Annotated in this window: 17 protein-coding genes and 2 pseudogenes; 14 read left to right on the forward strand and 5 right to left on the reverse strand. The window is 60.3% G+C overall.

Features of this window, described 5'->3' with window-relative positions; all coding sequences use genetic code 11:
* Positions 1-107: pseudogene (locus ASE85_RS23840) on the forward strand (IS5-like element IS711 family transposase); the annotation flags it as partial.
* 533 nt (positions 108-640) lie between these two features.
* Here the strand turns inward: ASE85_RS23840 and ASE85_RS24390 are convergent.
* Positions 641-895 (reverse strand): annotated as a pseudogene (locus ASE85_RS24390) (aspartyl protease family protein); the annotation flags it as partial.
* A gap of 1127 nt (positions 896-2022) precedes the next feature.
* Here ASE85_RS24390 and ASE85_RS08650 point away from each other — a divergent pair.
* From ASE85_RS08650 to ASE85_RS08665, 4 genes are all read left to right on the forward strand, one after another.
* A complete protein-coding gene (locus tag ASE85_RS08650) occupies positions 2023-2238 on the forward strand; it encodes a helix-turn-helix transcriptional regulator (protein ID WP_056686710.1) in 216 nt (71 codons plus the stop codon).
* A 5-nt stretch (positions 2239-2243) separates the two neighbouring features.
* Positions 2244-2552 carry a hypothetical protein gene (locus tag ASE85_RS23340; RefSeq protein ID WP_056686713.1) on the forward strand — a complete coding sequence of 103 codons (309 nt, stop codon included), beginning with the start codon at positions 2244-2246 and terminating at the stop codon, positions 2550-2552.
* Between the two features lie 7 nt (positions 2553-2559).
* The gene (locus ASE85_RS08660) at positions 2560-2790 is read left to right on the forward strand and encodes a hypothetical protein (protein ID WP_056686716.1); all 231 of its coding nucleotides are present in this window, start codon (positions 2560-2562) and stop codon (positions 2788-2790) included.
* A 128-nt stretch (positions 2791-2918) separates the two neighbouring features.
* Positions 2919-3275, forward strand: a complete 357-nt coding sequence (locus ASE85_RS08665; RefSeq protein WP_056686719.1) for a hypothetical protein — start codon at positions 2919-2921, stop codon at positions 3273-3275.
* 667 nt (positions 3276-3942) lie between these two features.
* On the opposite strand, the gene ASE85_RS08670 is transcribed toward ASE85_RS08665, so the two are convergent.
* Positions 3943-4476, reverse strand: coding sequence for a MarR family winged helix-turn-helix transcriptional regulator (locus tag ASE85_RS08670; RefSeq protein WP_056686722.1), 534 nt, complete (start codon positions 4474-4476; stop codon positions 3943-3945).
* A gap of 185 nt (positions 4477-4661) precedes the next feature.
* Here ASE85_RS08670 and ASE85_RS08675 point away from each other — a divergent pair, with 185 nt between their 5' ends.
* The 9 genes from ASE85_RS08675 (at position 4662) to htpG (ending at position 15574) form a co-directional block, all read left to right on the forward strand.
* Complete coding sequence (locus ASE85_RS08675) at positions 4662-7589, forward strand: TonB-dependent receptor domain-containing protein (RefSeq protein ID WP_056686725.1); 2928 nt, start codon at positions 4662-4664, stop codon at positions 7587-7589.
* A 24-nt stretch (positions 7590-7613) separates the two neighbouring features.
* Positions 7614-9032, forward strand: coding sequence for an MFS transporter (locus ASE85_RS08680; RefSeq protein ID WP_056686727.1), 1419 nt, complete (start codon positions 7614-7616; stop codon positions 9030-9032).
* A 14-nt stretch (positions 9033-9046) separates the two neighbouring features.
* Complete coding sequence (locus tag ASE85_RS08685) at positions 9047-9961, forward strand: TauD/TfdA dioxygenase family protein (protein ID WP_235523434.1); 915 nt, start codon at positions 9047-9049, stop codon at positions 9959-9961.
* 9 nt (positions 9962-9970) lie between these two features.
* Complete coding sequence (locus tag ASE85_RS08690; protein WP_056686733.1) at positions 9971-10942, forward strand: 2-hydroxyacid dehydrogenase; 972 nt, start codon at positions 9971-9973, stop codon at positions 10940-10942.
* Complete coding sequence (locus ASE85_RS08695; protein WP_156358262.1) at positions 10942-11838, forward strand: kinase; 897 nt, start codon at positions 10942-10944, stop codon at positions 11836-11838. Before ASE85_RS08690 ends, ASE85_RS08695 begins: the two co-directional genes overlap by 1 nt.
* Positions 11828-12316, forward strand: coding sequence for a DUF3237 domain-containing protein (locus ASE85_RS08700; protein ID WP_235523441.1), 489 nt, complete (start codon positions 11828-11830; stop codon positions 12314-12316). The genes ASE85_RS08695 and ASE85_RS08700 overlap by 11 nt, the downstream gene beginning before the upstream one ends.
* A gap of 164 nt (positions 12317-12480) precedes the next feature.
* The gene (locus ASE85_RS08705; RefSeq protein WP_056686739.1) at positions 12481-13116 is read left to right on the forward strand and encodes a glutathione S-transferase; all 636 of its coding nucleotides are present in this window, start codon (positions 12481-12483) and stop codon (positions 13114-13116) included.
* Positions 13117-13238: 122 nt separating this feature from the next.
* Positions 13239-13424, forward strand: a complete 186-nt coding sequence (locus ASE85_RS08710) for a hypothetical protein (protein ID WP_056686742.1) — start codon at positions 13239-13241, stop codon at positions 13422-13424.
* 263 nt (positions 13425-13687) lie between these two features.
* Complete coding sequence (htpG, locus tag ASE85_RS08715) at positions 13688-15574, forward strand: molecular chaperone HtpG (protein ID WP_056686745.1); 1887 nt, start codon at positions 13688-13690, stop codon at positions 15572-15574.
* Between the two features lie 262 nt (positions 15575-15836).
* On the opposite strand, the gene ASE85_RS08720 is transcribed toward htpG, so the two are convergent.
* The 3 genes from ASE85_RS08720 to ASE85_RS08730 form a co-directional block, all read right to left on the reverse strand.
* Positions 15837-16172, reverse strand: coding sequence for a TfoX/Sxy family protein (locus ASE85_RS08720; protein ID WP_056686748.1), 336 nt, complete (start codon positions 16170-16172; stop codon positions 15837-15839).
* Positions 16173-16544: 372 nt separating this feature from the next.
* On the reverse strand, positions 16545-18350 hold the full coding sequence (locus ASE85_RS08725) for a TonB-dependent receptor (protein WP_156358263.1): 1806 nt from the start codon (positions 18348-18350) through the stop codon (positions 16545-16547).
* A complete protein-coding gene (locus tag ASE85_RS08730; RefSeq protein ID WP_056686754.1) occupies positions 18347-20437 on the reverse strand; it encodes a TonB-dependent siderophore receptor in 2091 nt (696 codons plus the stop codon). The genes ASE85_RS08725 and ASE85_RS08730 overlap by 4 nt, the downstream gene beginning before the upstream one ends.
* Positions 20438-20495: the final 58 nt, after the last annotated feature.

A 20495-nucleotide genomic window follows, 5' to 3' on the forward strand; every position in this document is an offset into this window, starting at 1 on the left:
TCAACAAACTCAAGCGCTTTCGAAGGATCGCCCTGCGCTGCGAGAAAACCATCTCTGCCTTCATGGGCTTCGTCCATCTCGCGTGCGCCATGATCTGGGTACGGTGAATGCAGACAGAGCCTAGAGGTCGTTCGAACCGCACCCCACCAAACTCTGCATGGTCGGCGCGAACAATCCTGCCAATCCCTCCGCTGCCGCCGATACCACTCGACCCTTGTGGAGCGAACGGGCGTGCATCGTCCCACAATCTCAGACGTCGGCCATGATCATAAGACAGTGAAATCGCCCCCGGCGCGCCCGTGTCCAGCAGACAATCGAACGCCTGACCATTCACTGCGACCTCGCCATACAGGCGTGGCGATGCACGGTTTCTATCGTTCATATTACTGCGAATGGCTTTTTCTATCTTCACAAAGCCGCTGCGTTCGGGCCGTCCGTCGGGGTAAACACGCCATTGACCTGCCTCAATGTCCAAATCGCCATCCACAGCGGTTAACATACCCGCAGCCAACGCGCCGCGAACCCGCGCGCCAAAACCGCCCGTCATCCCCGCCATCGATACCGTCGCCTGTCGCGCGCCACCGCCAAAGACCACGTCGCGCGCCATATAGGTGCCAAGTATTGCGCGGCCACCAATACCTCGCGCGCTCACCGTGCCCGTAACCTGCAACTTTAGTTCGCGTGCCAGCTCGTCCTCGATCATGCTGGTGGCCCCGCCGGTATCGATCAGGAAAAGATACGGTCCTTTGCCGCCGATGGTAATCGGCATCACAACGCGTCCGTCCACCAATCCGATGCGGCTGACAATGACACGGTTGCCAGGTGCACCGGAATCCTGCGAAAAACATCGCGGTGCCACGCCTGCTACGCCTGCGCCCGCCATCGCCACCAGCATGTCCCGTCTGTTCACAGCAATGTCCTCCACAGCCTAATGATCCATCAGCCGTGCTGACCATAGAGTATGAGACGCCCATGACCATAAGTAACTGACCTTGCTTCGGTAGCTATGGCTCTTCAAGCAATCATCGGCGTAGATGATGGCTCGGCTCCAAGTGGAACTAAAAACGCGTCAGCCAATATAAGGCGATCTGTGGCACATAAAGTGGCGCATGCCGTCACGGCTGTCAGCAGGTGTTCCGTAAGTGTCCGCCATTGGAACGTTCGACAGGAGCTTGAACAGCCATAAGTGGTCGATGGGCGCCCGCCCGCTTTTCCCTGCCGAAAATCACATGAAACGCGCCGGTCCGTGCTGGCGGTCGCGGCCAGGTGCCAGATCAGCGCCGATGCCCCCTGAAGGAAAACCCTGCCACCGGCGTTGTCGGACACTTTCTCAATCCGACGGTGATTTTCGGACATTCCACGGGATCACAGGACCGCGCAATTCCGTGCACGCCGGATTTTCGGCGGAGCCGCGTGGCGACTGGCTGAGATTCATGTGATTTTCGGACAGCGCAAAACTGCCGATCGTATGCCCCTCGGTACACGCGCCCTAAACAGGCCGTTCAAACCAATTGTGCCTTCCCCCATTGCCCGTTCCAGTCAGGGAAGCCCGCATATAGCGGAGACATGCCTGTAAAAAGAATTTGACAGGCCATGTTGCCTGTATAATTCTTTTTACATGTTAGAGGGTCGCATGGCTATTACGGCAAGGCAGTGGAAAATCGGAATTGCTGCGATTGGGGCGATATCTGCCGCCACTATTGGCGGATTTCTGATCGGCGTCATCCCACGATATCTGACCCCAACGTGGGGCGGTGTACTGGCAACAACGGTACTAATCGGCGTGTTTCTGGCTTCGTTGCCGCGCTGGCATAGGCTGGATCATATGCAGCGGGATAGCCGTCTCGTGAGCTGGTATTGGGGCGGAGGCTTTGGCGGGGGTCTTGGCCTGGTGCTGGCGCTAATGTTCGCCGGGTTCCGCAGTCCACTTTTCGCTGGCGCGGCGTTGATCTGGTTGCTCCAGTTTACGGGCTATGCCTTGGCACGCCTCCGGTGGTGGCTCGCTCACCGATCAGAAGCAGGATGAGGAACCGGCTGCGCGAGGAGCGGACTGCACGCGGCTTGAGCCAAGGCGAGTTGGCCGAGCGTATGGATGTGTCTCGCCAGACAATAAACGCCGTTGAGGCGGACAAATACGACCCGTCCTTGCCACTTGCGTACAAACTGGCGGCATTTTTCGAGATGCAGGTCGAGGCTCTGTTCCTCAATCCCTTTAAACCAGAGACGGGTTCGAGATAATTATCATGTCAGATGCCGCCCTGATCTTGACAGCTCTGCTCCTTGGGTTGGTCATCTATATCGCTATTCCGCCACTCGTGGCCTTTACCCGACAGCACCCTGAGCGGAGGTTAATCTACAAGCTAAGCCCCCTGTGCCTGCTGTCGCTCATTCTGTGGCTGGTCCTCGTTGCCTGGGCCTTTACCGGCCAGCGGAACGACGCAATTATCTCGCGATACGTATCGAAGCTGCGGGGAGACAACCGACTTCCGCTGGCAATCACGCTGCTTGTCCTACTTGGACTGGCCGGGAGCCTGCTCCCGCTCATGCGCTGATCCGCTCGTGGAATGGGTCATTGCAATTGGGCTGACCATTGTCCTAGCTGCCGCGTTGCCACGCGCAATCGTTGCAGCCAAGAAGTCCGTCAGGGGTAATCGCAGAATGGCGGGGGTGGCGCTTTCGATTGGGCTTGCGTTCTCGTTTCTCCACGACCCGCGCAAGCAAGAGGTAATCGAGAACATCGCCAAGCGGGAAAGCGACGATGCGGATCGTGACCACCAAAGCGGGCTGTAAGCCTAACCGCGTTCTAGGCAGTCCACCGCATCCTCAGCATTTACGAATGCGCGAAAATCAGGCATTACCCGTCGTCAGCTTGCGACCTTCTGGCACCATGCTATCTGTCGGGTCGAAAGGACCGACGCATGATCGTTACCATCTTGACCACTGTCATAGGGCTGACAATGATCGTGCTGGCCGTTCGCACCAACTCCCGGTTTCGGCAAGAGCAGAAGCTTCCCATGCAGTGGATGCTTTCGCGATCACGACCCCTTTCCAACACGGTGATCTGGTCCGCCCCCCGCATTCTTGCTCTCAGTCTCATTCCTGCTCTGGCGATCGTCGTCCTGGCGCTGTTCGCAATTGGCTCCATGATTTTAACACCGAGACCCGGGCAGGAAGGGATGGTGATCCCATCCCTGATATTCATTGGGGGCATCTTCCTCGGAGCTCAAATTTTGCACCTTCGGCTGATTGAGAAAACTTTGCACGGCGCGGAATAGCGTTCGAGCCGTCGCTGTTACACGGAAATCAGGTGTTTTTCAGAGGCCTCCGCTACCGGGATTTTGTCGACAGCGCGGCAGCCGCAATGATTATCACGGCGCCGCTGGCCATCCGGCATGGCAACCGGCAGGTTTATCCGAAACCCGGCACTCACCGTCGTGCGCAGGAACGGCAGATTTGTCCCACGACTCCGTGTTCGCTTGCGGTAGCAATCGACCCTTCCCGGTCGCTCAGCGGTCATTGTTCACGCCCTAGGTGCAGACCGTCAGCTATCGCACCGTCTCATGGCAAATGTCGATGCCACGTTCGCACGGAAGATCTTCGACGTTTCGCGGCGATGGGAAGAAGCGATGCACATCATCACGACGCGGCTGATCACCTCCGAGAATGAGTTGAAATAACGAAACGGGCTGGCAGCGGACTCGGTCATACCGGCCGGTTAGCGCGTTTCAGTTTCCTTGACCGTGGCCTATAGGATGCAATACGCCCCGGTCGCGCTTCACTCCAAACGAATGCACCCATTAATTCACTGCCACCAAGTATGAAACCTTCAATTGATGAATTGAAGTGCCATAACGGGTTTTCGGGCTTGTGAGGACGGCCATTGGTCCGCCCAATCACCAACTTCTTAAAGCTGGTGAAATTGCTTTGACAGAGCAAGCACAATCACTCGATACCAGCTTCTTGGGCTTCACTCACGCCGATAACCACTATCTCCAGCACGCGCGTCGCGAGTTCCATCTCTTCTTTGCTCAGTTTGGCAAATACCGTGGTTCGAATCTCTGACAGAACGGGCTGAACTTGCTCGACGACCGCCATGCCCGCCGGCGTGATCTCGATGTAGCGTGATCGTTTGTCGTTCGGGTTTTCCGTCCGGCGGATCAGACCGTCGGCCTCCAGAGAATTCAATGTTCGGATCAGCGGTGGCCATTGAATGGCGAGGCGGGCCGACAAGAGCGACGTGGTGACCGGCGGCGGTGCAACGCTCAGGACGAAGAGGGTCTGCCATCGGGATCGGGACTGGCCCGTGGCCGCCAACATGCGATTTTCGACATGCGTTCCCCAACGACGGGCCGACAGCGACAATATCCGGGTCAGCCGGAATTCGACGTCATCGCGCGATCCTTCGGGAAAATAGGCGCGATATTGCGGCGTAGTGCTATCGAACGGATCGGCTGGATTCGGATCGTCGGAGGCCATGTCATTCCCATCGCAAAGGCGGAACAGTGGATTTCAGTCCGCAAGCCGTTCTTAGCGGCGCTGATAAACAACTGCAAAATATCAGGTTTTCCGCTCATTTTTTCCGTGAAGGGAGGACGTTGACAATCTATGTATCACGGTACATAAATTGTGCAGAGGCCGCAGCAGAAGGCCAGGAGAGGGAAATGAAGATGCGATTGAGCACCCAGCGCCTGCGCGCAAACGCGAGTGTTTTGGCCATGATCGGGGTAGCGATGGCGCTGCCGACCGGTGTCGCCGCACAGGAGTCTGCCCCGGCCGATCCGCCCACTGCCCCGCAATCCGTCGTTACCCAGGCGACCGAAACCCCGTCCGGCCCCTTGCCTGTAACCGACATCGTCGTGACGGGCACCCGCCTGGGTTCCAATTTCAATGCCCCCACGCCCGTTACCTCGATCGGTGCAGAACGGCTCGATGCGCTCGGCATTACCAATGTCGGCGAAGCATTGAATCAATTGCCCAGTTTCCGCGCATCCAGCGGTCCGGCGGCACAGGCCAATCTGGGCGGCAATATCGGCGCGCGTCTGCTCGACCTGCGTGGTCTTGATCCGCAGCGCACGCTCGTTCTGGTCGATGGCAAGCGGTTCGTGCCCAGCACGACGCAAGGGTCTGTGGACACCAACCTCATCCCGTCATCGCTGCTGCGCACGGTCGACGTCGTGACCGGCGGTGCGTCGGCGGCCTATGGTTCGGATGCCGTCGCGGGCGTCGTGAACTTCATCCTAGACCGGAAGAAGGAAGGTCTGGACGGCGAATTTGCCGCCGGCATGTCGCAGCGCGGCGATGACGGCAATCTGTTCTCCAGCCTGTCGGGCGGCATGAGCTTTGGCGATCGGGTCCATGTGATCGGCGCGGTGGAATATGAAAAACTCGAAGGATTGGGCACCTGCACGAGCCGTAGCTGGTGTGACAGTCAGACCTTGATCCTGGGCAATACGCCGGGTGCTGGCGGCCTGCCTGCCAACCTGATCGTCGGCGGGGTCAATACGTCGACCATGTCGCCGGGCGGCCTCATCAACCGCTCCTATAATGCGGCCGGTCAGGTGATCGGCACGACGGGAACCGATCCGCTGCGTGGCACCAAATTCCTGGCCGACGGAACGCCGGGCCAGTTTCAATATGGCACGCTGGTCGGTCCGCTGTTCATGCTCGGCGGTGAGGGGCAGGGGCGTAATGGCTTCATCTCCGCCCTGCGGCTCAAGGTGCCGCTGGAGCGCGTATCCACCTATGGCGCGCTCACTGCCGAACTAACCGACGATGTGACGCTGACCGCCGATGTCTCCTATGGGCGGGTCAAGGGGACCGTCGACGGCGCGATCTTCCGCGACTTCAACGGGACTTTGCTAGGCCGCATTAAGCGCGACAATCCCTTCATCCCTGCCGCCGTCGCATCGACGATGGACGCCAATGGCGTCGCCTCCTTCATCCTGGGCAAAGCCGCGTTCGACCTTGGTCCCGGCCGGGCGACATCGACGACCGAAACCTATCGCGGCGTATTGGGCCTTGAGGCGAAGCTGAGCGACAGATGGACGGTGAACGGCTTCTACCAATATGGCCGCACCAATTTCACGCAACGCGCGACGAACCTGGTCAATCAGGCCAATCTTCTCAAAGCCGTGGATGCGGTGCAGTCCGGTGGACAGACCGTGTGCCGGGTCAATGCCGATGGCATTGCCAGCAATGATGATCCTGCGTGCGTCCCCTTCAATCCGTTCGGGGAGGGACGCTACAGCCAGGCATCGGTCGGCTATATCACCGGTAACGGCCTGCAACATACGGTCAACGAACAGCATGTCGCGGGCGTGGACCTGCGCGGTGAACTATTCGACCTGCCTGCCGGCCCGGTGACGGTCGCGGTGGGCGCAGAATATCGCCGGGATACGGTGGATGGCACCGCTGATCCGATCTCTGCGGCGAACGGCTTCTACTCGCTCAACGGGTCCGCTCTGTCGGGTGGCGTGACGGTGAAGGAATTGTTCGGCGAGATTGCCGTCCCGGTGCTGCGAGACTCTTCGGTCGGCTACGCCCTCGACCTCAACGGCGCGGTCCGGCGTACCCATTATAGCACGACGGGATCGGTCACGACCTGGAAGGCGGGCCTTGTTTATGAGCCGGTCGAAGGCGTTCGGTTGCGCGCCACCCGGTCGCGCGATATTCGTGCGCCCAACATTTTCGAACTGTTCGGCCCGCAGACGTTGCGCTCGATTGGCCTGTCGGACCCGCTCAATGGCGGATTGCAGACCAACCCTTTCGTCATCACCGGGGCCAATCCCGATCTGTCCGTGGAAAAGGCGGACAGCTGGACGGCGGGCTTCGTCATCGCGCCGCGCAGCGGCCTGTTGCAGCGGATGCGCCTGTCGGTCGATTATTATGACATCAAGGTGGAAGACGCGATCGGTGCGCTTGGCGCGCAGACATTGGTCAACCGGTGCGCGCAAGGGGCCACCAATTTCTGCAGCCAGATCACGCGCGACGCCAATAACCAGATATTGCAGGTGCGCGACGTCATCCTCAATTCCAACGCGCTCAAGACCAGCGGCTATGACATCGAGCTGCAATATCGTCAGCCGCTGGGTAACTGGGGCGAGTTGAATGCGCAATTTATCGCGAACATCACCAAGGAACTGACCACCGTCGATGCCTTGGGCGCTGTCGATCGTGCTGGTCAGACCGGCGTGCGCACCGGGACGATCCCCGGCGTGCCCGATTATGTCCTGGATGGCGTGCTCACCTGGACGATCGGGAAATTTCAGCTGACCGGCCACGGCCGTTATATTCCTTCTGGCATCTACTGGACGAATTTCGTCGGACCGGACCAGGATGGCTATGCCGTCACTGCACCAAACAGCGTCGACAATAATAATGTGCCCAGCCGCTTCTATCTCGACATGACGGCGCGTGTGAATGTCGATGCCGGCAACGGGCGGACCTTCCAATTGTTCGCCACGGTGAACAATCTGCTCGATCGCGATCCGCCCGCCATGCCCGGACCATCGGGCGGCACCAACCAGATACTGTTCGATCCGGTCGGTCGCGCGTTCAAGGTCGGCGCGCGCTTCCATTTCGGTGCATAAGACGCAGGAGAGGGACGAGCCAAGATGAGCATGACCGCAACCGATCCATCGCCCCCCGTCGTCATCGAGGTGACGGACGTGATAGAACGTCAGCGGATCAATGCGTTCGTCATCCGCCTCGTCGCGATATCCTGGGCGGTCACCTTTCTCGATGGCTTCGACATGCTCGTCATCTCCTTCGTCGCGCCTTACCTGCGCGACGGGTTCGGCGCCGACGTGATTTCGCTGGGCGAACTTTTCGCCACGGGCGTGTTCGGCGCTATGCTGGGCGGGATCGCCTTTGGCTGGCTGGGCGATCGTTATGGGCGACGGCCGATCATCATCGCATCGGTCGCGGCGTTCGGCGCCACCAGTCTCGCCATGGCGTTCGCGCCGGGGATGCAGGCATTGCTGCTGCTGCGTTTCTTCAATGGCGTGGCGCTGGGCGGGCTGATGCCGCTCGCCTGGGCGCTCAACATCGAATATGTGCCGCGTCGCTATCGGGCGACCGTCGTGACGGTCATCATGATGGGCTATACGCTGGGCGGTGTTGTCGCAGGGCCGATGACGGTGTGGCTTGCGCCGCTCTATGGCTGGCAATCGGTCTTCATGGTGTCGGGGGTGGCCACGCTGCTGCTCGTCCCGCTCCTCTTTGCGCTGCTGCCTGAATCCGCCCGCTATCTGGCGGTGAAAGGGCGATCGCCCGAAAAAATCGCAAAGGCGCTGAACGCGCTGGAACCGGGACTTGGTGCGCGGCCGCAGGATCGCTTCCTGGTTACCGACGAAACGTCGGCCGCCGCCGGGCAGGGCTTTCGTATCGCCACCCTGTTCAAGGGCGATCTACGGCCGATCACCAGCCTGCTCTGGCTCGCCTATATCGGCAGTTCTATGGCGGTCTATTTCAAGTCCAACTGGGGTCCGATCATCTTCGAGGATGTCGGTTTCACCCGGACGCAGGCGGCCATGATCATGTCGGTCAGCTCGGTCGGCGGGTCGCTCGCGGGCCTGGCGCTGATGCGCTTCACCGATCGGCTCGGCCCGATCGCGATCGCTTTCTATCCGATGCTGGCGGCACCCCTGCTGCTGCTCATGGGACTGGCACCCGTTTCGTTGCAGGGACTGGCGATCTTTTCCCTGCTCAGCATGGCGATGATCAGCGGCACGCATTTTGGTATGCATTCCATCGCGGGCATTTTCTACCCTAGCGCGATCCGCGCCAATGGCGCGGGATGGGCGACATCGGTGGCGAAGATCGGTTCGATCTTCGCGCCGTTGCTGGGCGGTTATCTGCTGGCGACGAACATGCCGCCGCGCCTGCTGTTCGTCCTGCTGGCGGTCACGCCGCTGCTCTCTGCTATTTCGCTCCTGCTGCTCGCCCGTGTCGGCAAGCGTCGGGCTGCCCGCAATCTCCTTCCCACCGACAACATCGTCCTTCCGGCGCAAGCCGTGGCGACCAAGCCTTAACAGGAAACATGATCATGGCTTTGACTGCGACCCCCTTCACCCCGCGCTTCGGCGCCGAGCTTTCCGGCATCGACGTCAGCGCGCCGTTGAGCGATGCCGATTTCGCTGCGATCAAGGATGCGATGAACCAGTGGGGCGTGTGTGTCATTCGCGACACCGGTTTCGACAATGCAGCCCATGTCGCCTTCAGTCGCCATTTCGGCCATCTGGAAACGGCGCCATCGGTCAAGAACCGGCCACGCCGCCACCCGGACACGCCGGAAATATTCGACGCCAGCAACCTGACGCCGTTGGGCGAGATATTGGTCGATCAAAATATGGTGCTGCACAAAAAGGGCGACCGGCTGTGGCACACGGATTCCTCCTTCATGGACCTGCGCTCCGCCTATTCGCTGCTGCTGGCCTATGAAGTGCCCAAGGAAGGCGGCCTCACCTATTTCGCCGACATGCGTTCGGCCTATGAAGACCTGCCGGCCGACATTAAGGAAAAGGTCGATACGCTGCAGGCCGAACATTCGCTCTGGTATTCGCGCCTGCTCGCCGGTTTCCCGATCACCGAGGAAGAGATTGACGGCCGTCCCAAAGCCCGCCAGCCCATGGTCATGCATCAGGAAGCAACCGGACGCACTGCCATCTATATCGGTAGCCATGCGATGGATGTCGTTGGCCTGCCGCGTGAGGAAGGGCGCGCGCTCATCAAATATCTGATCGAATTCGCCACCCAGCCACAATATGTATTCGGGGTCTCCTACCAACCGGGCGACATCGTCATCTGGGACAATCTGGCGACCATGCACAGGGGCGGCGATTTCGACATCTACAAGGAAAGGCGCGACATGCGTCGGACGACCGTGCGCGAAGGCGAACCACCCGAGCATGCCGACGATCCCTTCACGGCCTATTTCGCCGCTTCGATACAGCAGAGCTGATCCGTGACGATGCCTGACAAGCCCCGGCTATTGGTGACGCGCAAATGGCCCGAACGGGTCGAGGCGCTGATCGCGGAACGCTATGATGCGACGTTCAGTCAGGATGACATCCCGTTGACGGAAGCGGCACTGGCCGCGGCGATGCAGGACTATGACGCCATCTGCCCCACCATCACCGACAGGCTGCATGCCGGCATCGTCGGCGCGGCGGGGCGACGCACGAAGATCATCGCCAATTACGGCGCCGGCGTCGATCATATCGATGTGGACGCGGCGCGCGGCGCAGGCATCGTCGTGACCAATACGCCGGGCGTCCTGACGGATGCGACCGCCGATATCGCCGTCACCCTGATGCTGATGGCCTCCCGGCGTGCGGGCGAAGGCGAGCGGGAATTGCGCGCCGGGCAATGGGCAGGCTGGCGGCCGACCCATCTGCTTGGCACCAGCCTGCGCGGCAAGACTCTGGGGCTGGTCGGTTTCGGCCGCATCGCCCAGGCGATGGCAGAACGCGCCCGTTTCGGCTTTGGCATGGACATCGTCTATTTTTCGCGGCGTCCCGGCGCGCAGGACGCGGTGCAGCGCCTGGGTGCCCGCTATGTGTCGTCGCTGGCCGAGATGGTCGCCCAATGCGATGTCGTTTCGCTGCATATTCCGGGCGGCGCGGAAACCCGCAACATCATCGATGCGGCCATCTTCGCGCAGATGGCGCCCCATGCGATCCTGATCAACACCGCGCGCGGCGACGTGGTCGATGAAGACGCGCTGGTCGATGCGCTGGAAATCGGGCGGATTGGTGGCGCGGGTCTCGATGTATTCGTCGGCGAACCGCATCTTTCCCAACGCCTGCGTGACGCGCCGAACACGGTTCTCCTCCCCCATCTGGGCAGCGCGACGCGGGAGACGCGGGAGGCGATGGGCCTGCGCGCGCTTGCCAATCTCGACGACTGGAGGGATGGGCGTATGCCCCAGGACAGCCTGTAGTGGCGACCGCCATCGACGATTTGATCGCCGCCGAGCGATTGCCGCCTTCCTATACGGCGATGGTCGATTGCTGGTGGCGGCCGCTCGCACGACAGATCGCACATTGGCATGCGTCGGCCGGACGGCCCCTCATCATCGGGATCAACGGTGCGCAGGGCAGCGGGAAATCCACGGTCTGCCGCTTTCTCCAGGCCTCGTTGCTGCCCGAACAGGGGCTGTCGGCGGCGGTCGTTTCCCTGGACGATCTTTACCTGCCGTTGCAGGCGCGGGAACAGATGGCGAGGGACATCTACCCCTTGTTCCGCACGCGCGGAGTGCCGGGCACGCATGATGTCGATGCGGGCATCACTTTGCTGGAGGATATAATCGCCGGTCGAGACACGCTGATCCCGCGATTCAGCAAGGCATTGGACGACCGCTTGCCGCAGGCCGACTGGACGCACCATGTAGGCAAGGTCGATATCCTGCTGTTTGAAGGCTGGTGCGTGGGTGCGCGACCGCAGGATGCCGCAGCCCTGCAACAGCCGCTCAATGCGCTGGAGGCGCAGTATGACCCGGACGGCATCTGGCGGCGTCATGTGAACAGCGCCCTTGAGACATCCTACGCGCAGTGGTTTTCGCTGATCGATCATCTGGTCATGTTGAAGCCGCCGTCTTTCGACCATGTCCTGAAAAACCGGCTGCTCCAGGAACATAAGCTGCGGGCGACCGCACCGGATGCGCCGGGGATCATGGACGACGCTGCAGTCGCGCGGTTCGTCAGCCATTATGAGCGTGTGACCCGCCACATGGTCGCCGACCTGCCGGATCATGTCGACCTGTTGTACCAGCTAAGCGCCGGGCAGGACGTGATATCCTGCACGGGCCTTGGAAAAGAGGATGGTCATGTCTCCTGAAGATACCGTGCCCGCCGACGCCATTCGGCCACGGTTGGCGTTCGTCTATGTGGCCAGCGCCGAACTGGCTGCGCCCATTCCTATCGGGGAAACGCCCGATGGCATCCGGCGGATCATCCCGATCCTGTCCGGCACCGTCGAGGGACCGAATATCCGTGGCCGCATCCTTGGCGGGGGCAGCGATTGGCAACTTCTTCGGTCCGATGGCGTCACCGTCGCGGACGCAACCTATGGAATCGAAACCGATGACGGCACCATCATCCAGATCCGCAATCGCGGCCTGCGCCATGGGCCTGCCGAGGTCATGGCGCGCCTGGCGGCCGGTGACACCGTCGACCCGTCGGCCTATTATTTCCGCACCATACCCGAATTCATCGCGCCGCTTGGCCCTTATGCATGGCTCAATAGCAGCATCTTCCTCTGTTCGGGCGCACGCTATGCCGATTCCATCAGGCTATGGGTTTGGAGTGTCACCTGATCGGAGCAAAGCACCAATGATCTCTTGGTAGTGCCTTGGAACTTAGCGAGTAGATCATCGGGATAAGACCGGCTTTTCATCCGGCCAGCGATATCTCACGAGATCAAGCGGCGCGGCCAGAGGGCCCATGTCGATCGATAAGAAAGCGGTGTATCAAAGACCAGATGACCCACGGGATTCTCTACAGCTTCCGCCGTTGCCCTTACGCAATGCGCGCGCGTCTGGCCCTGGTTGGCAGCCGGACTCGCGTGGAACTGCGCGAGGTCAAGTTATCCGCCAAGCCGGAGGCGATGCTCGCAGCCTCGCCCAAAGGCACTGTCCCCGTGCTTGTCCTGCCTGACGACAGAGTTATCGACCAAAGCATCGACATTATGCACCATGCATTGGCTCGGAATGATCCAGACGGCTGGTTGAATGGTGATGACCCGGAGTTAATCGCGATGAACGATGGGTCTTTCAAATATAACCTCGATCGATACAAATATCCTGAGCGTCATGGATCGGACGCCTTATCCCATCGAAGCGCCGCTTTGGCATTTCTGGAAAAGCTGGAACGCAGGCTGGCGGGGAATCCTTCTGTGTGCGGTGACACATGGGGACTGACGGACGCGGCGATAATGCCGTTCGTTCGCCAATTTGCTGCGGTCGACCAGAGTTGGTTCGATACTCTCCCGCTCCCCTTCCTCAAAGCTTGGCTATGCGAATGCTTGGCATCGAGACTATTTGCCATGGTAATGGTGCGATCGGCGCCTTGGGTGCCCGAAGACGCTCCGATCTACCTCCCTTCGGAAAGTGGATAGCCCCCGTTTTTCAAGATGCTGAAACGACCCTTATCGGCCGTTCAGCCAGAAGTTTTTGATCCCCAGTTGCGGTCGGTCCGGTTTTTCTGCGTTTACCTCCATGAGATGGCGCAACACGGCAGATGGCGATCTGGGAAGCGAGTGGCGCACGCCATGGTTTGAGGAAAGAGACGGGATATCCGATTGGAACGGACAGCACAGGCGAGGCCGAGATCGTAATTTTTACCTTATGGACCACGATGGCGGATCGCTTTTTCATTGTCGTCAACACCTTGGACGAGGCAGTGCCGCACGTCGCGTCCATGTAGAGGCGGTTGCAAAATCAGCCGGTCCTGGCGCAACTGAACAAAGCGTCAATCAGGGAATATGGCGATGCCTAATGTGGCGATGAGAGCGAAAAATCCCTGCGCGGGGTCGCTCTAAAACAAAGGTAGCGAGGAAATGCGGACGGGCACCGCTTTTAACAGGCAAGACCAAGAAGAGCGGTACTTTCAAGCCCACCTCTTGAATGGAAATCGCATTCGATCCATCTGACCGTCGCATAGTCTGCCATATGAGAGAGCGAAGACCAATGACGATCGACACCGTAGGTGCCCCTGAAACGCATGCCTTCGAGGCGGATGTTTCCAAGTTGCTGCACATGATGGTGCACTCGGTCTATTCCGACAAGGACGTATTCCTGCGCGAATTGATCTCCAACGCGGCCGACGCGTGCGAGAAACTGCGCTATGAGGCCATTTCTGATCCAGCCCTGTTCGGCGACGATCCGCAGCCGCGCATCACACTGGCACTTGACAAGGAAGCCGGGATAATCGTCGTCGAGGACAACGGTATCGGCATGAGCGCCGCTGACATGGGGGAAACGCTGGGCACGATCGCGCGGTCGGGGACCAAGGCCTTCATGGACAGGCTGACCGCTGACAAGAATGGCGAGGGCCAGCAGTTGATCGGCCAGTTCGGCGTCGGCTTCTATTCCGCTTTCATGGTGGCGGGGCATGTCGATGTCGTGTCGCGGCGTGCAGGAACTGATGAGGCCGCCAGCTGGTCGTCGGATGGCATGGGAACATACACGATCGCGCCAGTGGACACTGCAGAGGCGCCAGCGCGCGGCACGCGCGTGACCCTGCATCTGCTGGACGATGCAAAGACCTATGCCGAGCGTTACACGGTCGAGCGGATCGTGAAGGCGCAGTCGGGCCATGTCCCCGTGCCCATCTTCATCAAGGAACTGGGCAGCGAAGAGGAAGAGCGCCAGGTCGCTGATGGGGCGGCACTTTGGACCAAGGCGAAGTCGGACATCAGCGAAGAGGATTATGCAGACTTCTACCGCAGCGTCGCGGGACAATTCGACAAGCCCGCACTGACGGTCCACTATCGCGCGGAGGGGCGGCACGAATATTCCGTGCTGACTTTCATTCCCGAAACCAAGCCGTTCGACCTGTTCGATCCCGACCGCAAGGGTCGGATCAAGCTCTATGTGCGCCGCGTCTTCATCACCGATGAGGCGGAAATCTTGCCTCGCTACCTGCGCTTTGTGCGGGGTCTTGTGGACTCCGCCGACCTGCCGCTCAACATGTCGCGCGAAATGATCCAGGACAGCCCCGTCTTGTCAGCGATCCAGAAGGGCGTGAGCAACCGCATCCTGTCGGAACTGGACAAGATCGCAACCAGCGATGCCGACCGCTATGGCGCGATCTGGGAGAATTTCGGGGCGGTGCTCAAGGAAGGCCTTTATGAGGATTTCGAGCGGCGCGGGCAGTTGCTGGACCTTGCCCGGTTCAAGACCAGCACGTCGGACGGCGAGTGGCGCTCGCTCAAGGACTATGCGGGCTCGCTCAAGGATAACCAGACCGCTATCTATTATGCGACCGGAACCGATCTCGATCGGATCGCCCAATCACCGCAGCTCGAGGGTTTCAAGGCGCGTGGGATCGAGGTTCTGTTGCTCCCCGACCAGGTCGACAGCTTCTGGACGACCGTTGGTGTAGATTATGACGGCAAGCCCTTCAAGTCGGTGACCCAAGGCGCGACCGACCTCAGCCTGATCCCGCTGGCAGAAGGCAGCGCAGCGGCGGATGCTCCGAACGAGGATGTGAGCAGCTTCATCAGCTTTGCCAAGGAAGCTTTGGCCGACCAGGTGTCCGACGTCCGGGTGTCCGACCGATTGACGACCAGCGCCGTCTGCATTGTCGCTTCAGAAAGCGCGATGGATCTGCAACTCGAACGGATGCTGGCAGCGGCTGGACAGGCGCCGGAGCGGGCGAAGCCGGTGCTGGAAATCAATGCCGGACATACGCTGATCGCCAAGCTCGGCCAGACCGGGGCCAGCGACGAAGAGCGGAGCGACCTTGCCTTCCTGCTCCTCGACGAGGCGCGCATCGCCGAAGGTCAGCCACCCGCCGATCCTCGCGCTTTTGCTGAGCGGCTGGAACGGTTGATGGCGAAATCGCTGAACTGACGCATCATTGCCCGACAGCGCTGTCGGCCTCTGTCCAAGGCCGGGCTGTGAAAGGCTCGGCCGAAGGCGGAAATAACGATACCGATCGTTTGGCCCAGTAATGGGAACGGTCGGCGCCGGCAGTCATGGCAGCGTGAAATGCCAGACCTGACCCATTAAGCTGCCTTCCTGTGACGACCCTTCCCGGACATTCAACAATCCACCTGCACATTCCAAAGGCGGACATTAGGTTAACGGACACGGGCTTCTGCCAGGCGTTGCATCAACCGGATTTGCGCTTGGTCCTGACCTTGGGAGCAGGCAATTCCTGGGATGTGATACGAACGATCTCGGCAAGCCACTCACGGTCATCCCACTTTTCCGCGTCGATCAGGAGACAGGGCTTTGCACCTGGATATGGAGGGGCTTCTTCCGCACCGGCAGCGAATGCCCGCCCTCCAACCGTGGGCTTTACGAATAGGTGGTCGTGGCAGACCAATGCGACCATTTTCCCATCGCAATAAATGCCGAATTCGCCAAACATTGCCTTGGCTGAAACGGTGCCGCCGCCTGCCATCTGCTCGACAAGGAATTCAACGGTTTTACGATCGGACGCCATAAGCCGATATCGCCGGTCCTGATGAAAAGGTCGAGGGTCAATCGCCCCTTTAACGCCATTCAGCGGCCAATTTCTCGTTCTCAGCTGCTGTTGGTCTGCTTTCCCATTCCGAATGCCCAAGACTGGCCGTAGGAGATCGGCAGGTTCAAGATTTTATTTTGGAATAGCTGCCAATGACGTACGATGGGTGCGACATGAGGACACTATATCATGCATCGACCACTGAGGCGCGACGCCTGTCCTACTGGGCCTGGCCCCATCAAATATCCATTGTAAGCACCGCAGCCAGCCTTCTTCCCGTCAATAGCGTATAACCGCCGCCGCCCGACACCTTCCAGCCAAAGACATCCGTTATATTTTTGGCCTGCAGCCTCAAAAGGTCGGTATACCGGCTATGCTGGTGCGATAACGCGCGCCCAGATCTATCACCGCCTGCGCGGGCAAAGTTGCGCTGTTCGCGGCATTGGCGACCTTCTCGCCCTCGTAGAGCATATGCACGTCAAATGAGAGCGCGGGCATGCACGGCAGGCGATAGTCCAAATTGGCATCGATCGTAAGGTTGGTGCGGCCGATCGGCTTGCTGCCCAACCGCCCTTCATCGACCGCCTGCCCGGTGACGCGTGGACGCAGATAGACCGCGCCGATCACCATGTTGAGCCCAGCGAGCGGCTGACCGGCGAGCGATGCCTCCAGCCCCTGATGCTTCACTTCGCCCAGCACCCGGTAAAAGCCATCGCGGCTGTCTATATCGAAATAGGGTTTGCGCAGGTCAAAAAGCGCCGCGACCAGTTTCATCCCACCCGGCAGCAACTGGCGCAAGCCGATTTCCTTTTGCCGCGTATGCAGCGCTGGCAGGGCAAGGTTGCGGTTTGCGGCGTTGGCGGGCGCAATCCCGCTTTCCTCCAGCCCCCGCGTCATAGCGCCATAGAGCGTTGTCGAGCGGGTCGGGGTGACGGCGATCGCGGCGTTCCAGAACCAGGGTTGGTCGTTCACCACCTCGGCAGGCCGGCCGGGCTGCGCGACCGTCTTGCGATAGTCGGCGCTGGTTATGCCCAGATTAAGTTCGCCAAAATCGCGCCAGCGTGCCTCATAACCGACCGAGTAATTCATCTGCCTCACCCGGTCGCGGGTCAGCGCGCTGAAATCGAAGTCGGGACGCGGCTGTGGATCGGGCACGCCAATCGTCGCCTGCCCCAGATCGAGGGTATCGAAGCCGCCATAGCGCGCCTCCGCCCGTCGCCCGCGCGCCGACAACAGCACGCGGTGAACCAGCGCGCCGTTGCCGAAGCTGCGGCTGATCCGTGCCTCGCCCGATGTTGACGCATTGTTCTGGTCCCGGCCGATCAGCAGGGTCGATCGCCCCGAACCCTGCGCCTCGACGCTGGAATAATAGGCCGATGCATAGTCGTTTTTGGTGAAATGGCTCTCGAACAGGCCCACCGCAATCTGCCACCGACCAACGTTCGCCTTGATCGTGCCGCCGACATTGCGATTGTCGCCCGCCCAGTCCGCCCAGTGCTGACCGAAATAGCGGCGGCGCTTGATGCGTGGCGGCGGCGCGCCATCAGCGGTGTAGATGACCGGCGCCTGTTCCTCGTCGCCATATTGATAGCCCGCGAAGAAGGCAGTCGCTTCCACTCCCTGCACCGGGCGATAGCGCAGCACTCCGCCATAGCTGACGAACCATCCGCTCGCGCCGCTGACATATTCATCGTCATACAGGCCAAGGTCGAGATTGAGGTCCAGCTTTTCGCTCACTGGAAGGGCGGCGTCGACCACGAGATCGGTGCCCAGATAGTCACCGCTGTTTAACTGGACGCTCACCACCGGCTTGTCGCCGACCCGGCGCAGGTCGGAATCGACGATGCCGGTCGGCGCTGGGAAGGGATAGCCGAAGGATGTAAGGCCGACCCGGACCGTCGTGCCGCGCACGATGACATTGCTGATCTGCCCTGCCTTGTCGAAATACAGCCCCTCGATCCGATTGTTGCCGGCATCGCTGGCGGAAAAGCCCCGGACATTGCCGCTGGCATAGATGCCGACGGAATCGCTGCCGACACTTTTTCCGAAACCATCCTCCGCCTCTCGCACCGCATTTTCATCGGTGCGCTGGGCGACGGCCGGATGGATGATCAACAGGGCGGAGAGGACAAACAGGCCACCATATTTAAGCATCACAGCGACAACACCAGCCTTCCGCGAACGGTGCGCGGCGCGCCGGGCGTGATCCAGATATTGCTGTAGCTGCTTTCCAGATAATAGGCGTCGAACAGATTTTCCGCGTCCAGATGCACGGCGACATGGCGGTTGATCTGATAGGACAGGTTCATCCGCGTAGTGACATAATCCTGCAGCTCGAAACCGCTGTTGATGTCGTCGCCGGGGCGTTCCCCGACATAGGTCAGTCCAGCGCCCAGACCAATCGATTCGGCATTCGTCGCGTCGGACTGCCAGTGGCCGTAAATGGCCCCAGAATGATGGGGGACATTGCTAAGGCCTGATCCAACCACGGTCGGCCGGGTGTCCTTAATCACTTCGGCGTCGGTATAGGCGTAGACCGCGGTCAGGTTGAACCTGTCATCCAGCGCGTAATTGATGTCGGCTTCGACGCCCTTGCTGTGCGCTTGGCCCGCCGCGATTGAAAAGCCGCTGCTGGTGCCGTCGCTGACAAGCACATTCTCCTTGGTAATGCGAAACAGCGACAGCGTGCCGGTCAGTCGCTTGTCGAGCAGCGCATATTTGATGCCGCCTTCCCATGCATCGCCCCGTTCCGGCGCATAGGGGTCGGAATTGGCATCGACGCCCTGATTGAAGCGGAAAGAACGCCCCCAACTCAAATAGGCGGACACGGACTGACTTGGTGCGAAGGTGAAGGCAGCGCGCGGCGACGTGACCGACGGACTTTGCCGATTGACCGCGCCGTTCCGGTAATTGTGAACGCGCTGCTGTATCCAGTTGCGCCGAACGCCCAGAAGCAGGCTGAAGCGGTCGCCCAGGGTGAGCAGATCCTGCGCATAGAGGCTCTGCCCCCGCTGTTGCTCCAGCAGATTCTGGTTGAGCGTCGCCACCGGCTTGGGCTGTCCGTAGACGGGATTGAAGATGTCGATGTCATAGGGGTTAGCCGCAGTCGGGCTGAACCGATAAAAAACACGGCGCTGGTCGTAGCGATAACCGTCAGCGCCGATCCGAACCTGATGGGCGACGCCCCCTAGCGTCCCGTTGGCGCTCAGTTCCACCCGGCCCGACATATCCTGCCAGTCATAATCATGCACGCGCAATTGCCGCCGCAGGCGCGTGCCGACCAGCGCGCTGTTATGCGTCGATTGCCCCTGCATCACGCCGTCTCGATATTGCACGCCCGCCTCCAGCGCGACGCCGTCGGCCAGGCCGATCGTCACACTGCCCTGATGCTGGCTGGTGCGCTGGAGCATCTGACCATCATTGGGTTCCCCAAGGAAGCGGCTGCGCGGCAGTGCCTTGCCATCGCCATTCACCGCGACAAGGCCGCGATCATGGGTGAAATGCACCAGATTATATTCGAGCTGATAGAGGAAACGCACGCTTTCGCTCGGCTGCCAGCTGATGGAGGGCGCCAGCAGCAGCCGGTCGCTCTTGTTATAGTTGCGGAAACTGTCTCCCTGCTGATAGACCGTGATCATGCGGGCGCCGACCGTGCCTGATACCGGGCCGCCGAAATCGGCGCTGGCGCGTACGGTATCAAAACTGGCATAGGAAAGTTCGGTCGACGCGTGGAAATGGTCCAGCGGCGCCTTCGTCACGATGTTGATCGATCCGCCCGGTTCGCCCTTGCCCGACAGGGCGGAGGCTGGTCCCTTGAGTACCTGAAAGCTTTCCACCGTGGCCACGTCACGCCGTGCGTTGAAGCCACGATTGGCGTTGAAGCGATTGAGCAGCAGGTCCGGCCCCTGATTGATGTCGCCGGAAAAGCCGCGAATGGCATAGGCGTCCCACGCCCCGCCAAAGCTGTTCTGCCGCGCCATGCCGCCGGCCAAATCGAACATTTGCGAAAGGTCGGTGAAACCCGTTTCATCGATCAGGCTGCTGCCCAGAATGCGCACATTTTGCGGCAGCAACAAGGGATCGACCACCAGGCCATTGATACTTGCGCTCGCTTCCCGCGATCCGGTGATGACGATATTGTCGTCGGCATCACCAGCTACAGGGTGCTGCGCCAGCGCAGGCGACACGGAGACGGATATGGCGGACGCGAGCAATGCGGTCCGCAAGACGGTGTGGAAATTCATGATGCCCCTAAATCGCGAATGATACTACATATCATTCGCGAGCCGTCTATTATGACCG

Source organism: Sphingobium sp. Leaf26, assembly GCF_001421665.1.
In the GTDB taxonomy this organism is placed as follows: Bacteria; Pseudomonadota; Alphaproteobacteria; order Sphingomonadales; family Sphingomonadaceae; genus Sphingobium.

Coding starts and splice junctions, on each gene's coding strand:
- ASE85_RS08675 (WP_056686725.1), top strand. CDS start 4,662: ATGAAGATGCGATTGAGCACCCAGCGCCTGCGCGCAAACGCGAGTGTT.
- ASE85_RS08690 (WP_056686733.1), top strand. CDS start 9,971: ATGCCTGACAAGCCCCGGCTATTGGTGACGCGCAAATGGCCCGAACGG.
- ASE85_RS08730 (WP_056686754.1), bottom strand. CDS start 20,437: ATGAATTTCCACACCGTCTTGCGGACCGCATTGCTCGCGTCCGCCATA.
- ASE85_RS08665 (WP_056686719.1), top strand. CDS start 2,919: ATGATCGTTACCATCTTGACCACTGTCATAGGGCTGACAATGATCGTG.
- htpG (WP_056686745.1), top strand. CDS start 13,688: ATGACGATCGACACCGTAGGTGCCCCTGAAACGCATGCCTTCGAGGCG.
- ASE85_RS08650 (WP_056686710.1), top strand. CDS start 2,023: ATGAGGAACCGGCTGCGCGAGGAGCGGACTGCACGCGGCTTGAGCCAA.
- ASE85_RS23340 (WP_056686713.1), top strand. CDS start 2,244: ATGTCAGATGCCGCCCTGATCTTGACAGCTCTGCTCCTTGGGTTGGTC.
- ASE85_RS08680 (WP_056686727.1), top strand. CDS start 7,614: ATGAGCATGACCGCAACCGATCCATCGCCCCCCGTCGTCATCGAGGTG.
- ASE85_RS08720 (WP_056686748.1), bottom strand. CDS start 16,172: ATGGCGTCCGATCGTAAAACCGTTGAATTCCTTGTCGAGCAGATGGCA.
- ASE85_RS08685 (WP_235523434.1), top strand. CDS start 9,047: ATGGCTTTGACTGCGACCCCCTTCACCCCGCGCTTCGGCGCCGAGCTT.
- ASE85_RS08700 (WP_235523441.1), top strand. CDS start 11,828: ATGTCTCCTGAAGATACCGTGCCCGCCGACGCCATTCGGCCACGGTTG.
- ASE85_RS08670 (WP_056686722.1), bottom strand. CDS start 4,476: ATGGCCTCCGACGATCCGAATCCAGCCGATCCGTTCGATAGCACTACG.
- ASE85_RS08705 (WP_056686739.1), top strand. CDS start 12,481: ATGACCCACGGGATTCTCTACAGCTTCCGCCGTTGCCCTTACGCAATG.
- ASE85_RS08710 (WP_056686742.1), top strand. CDS start 13,239: ATGGCGATCTGGGAAGCGAGTGGCGCACGCCATGGTTTGAGGAAAGAG.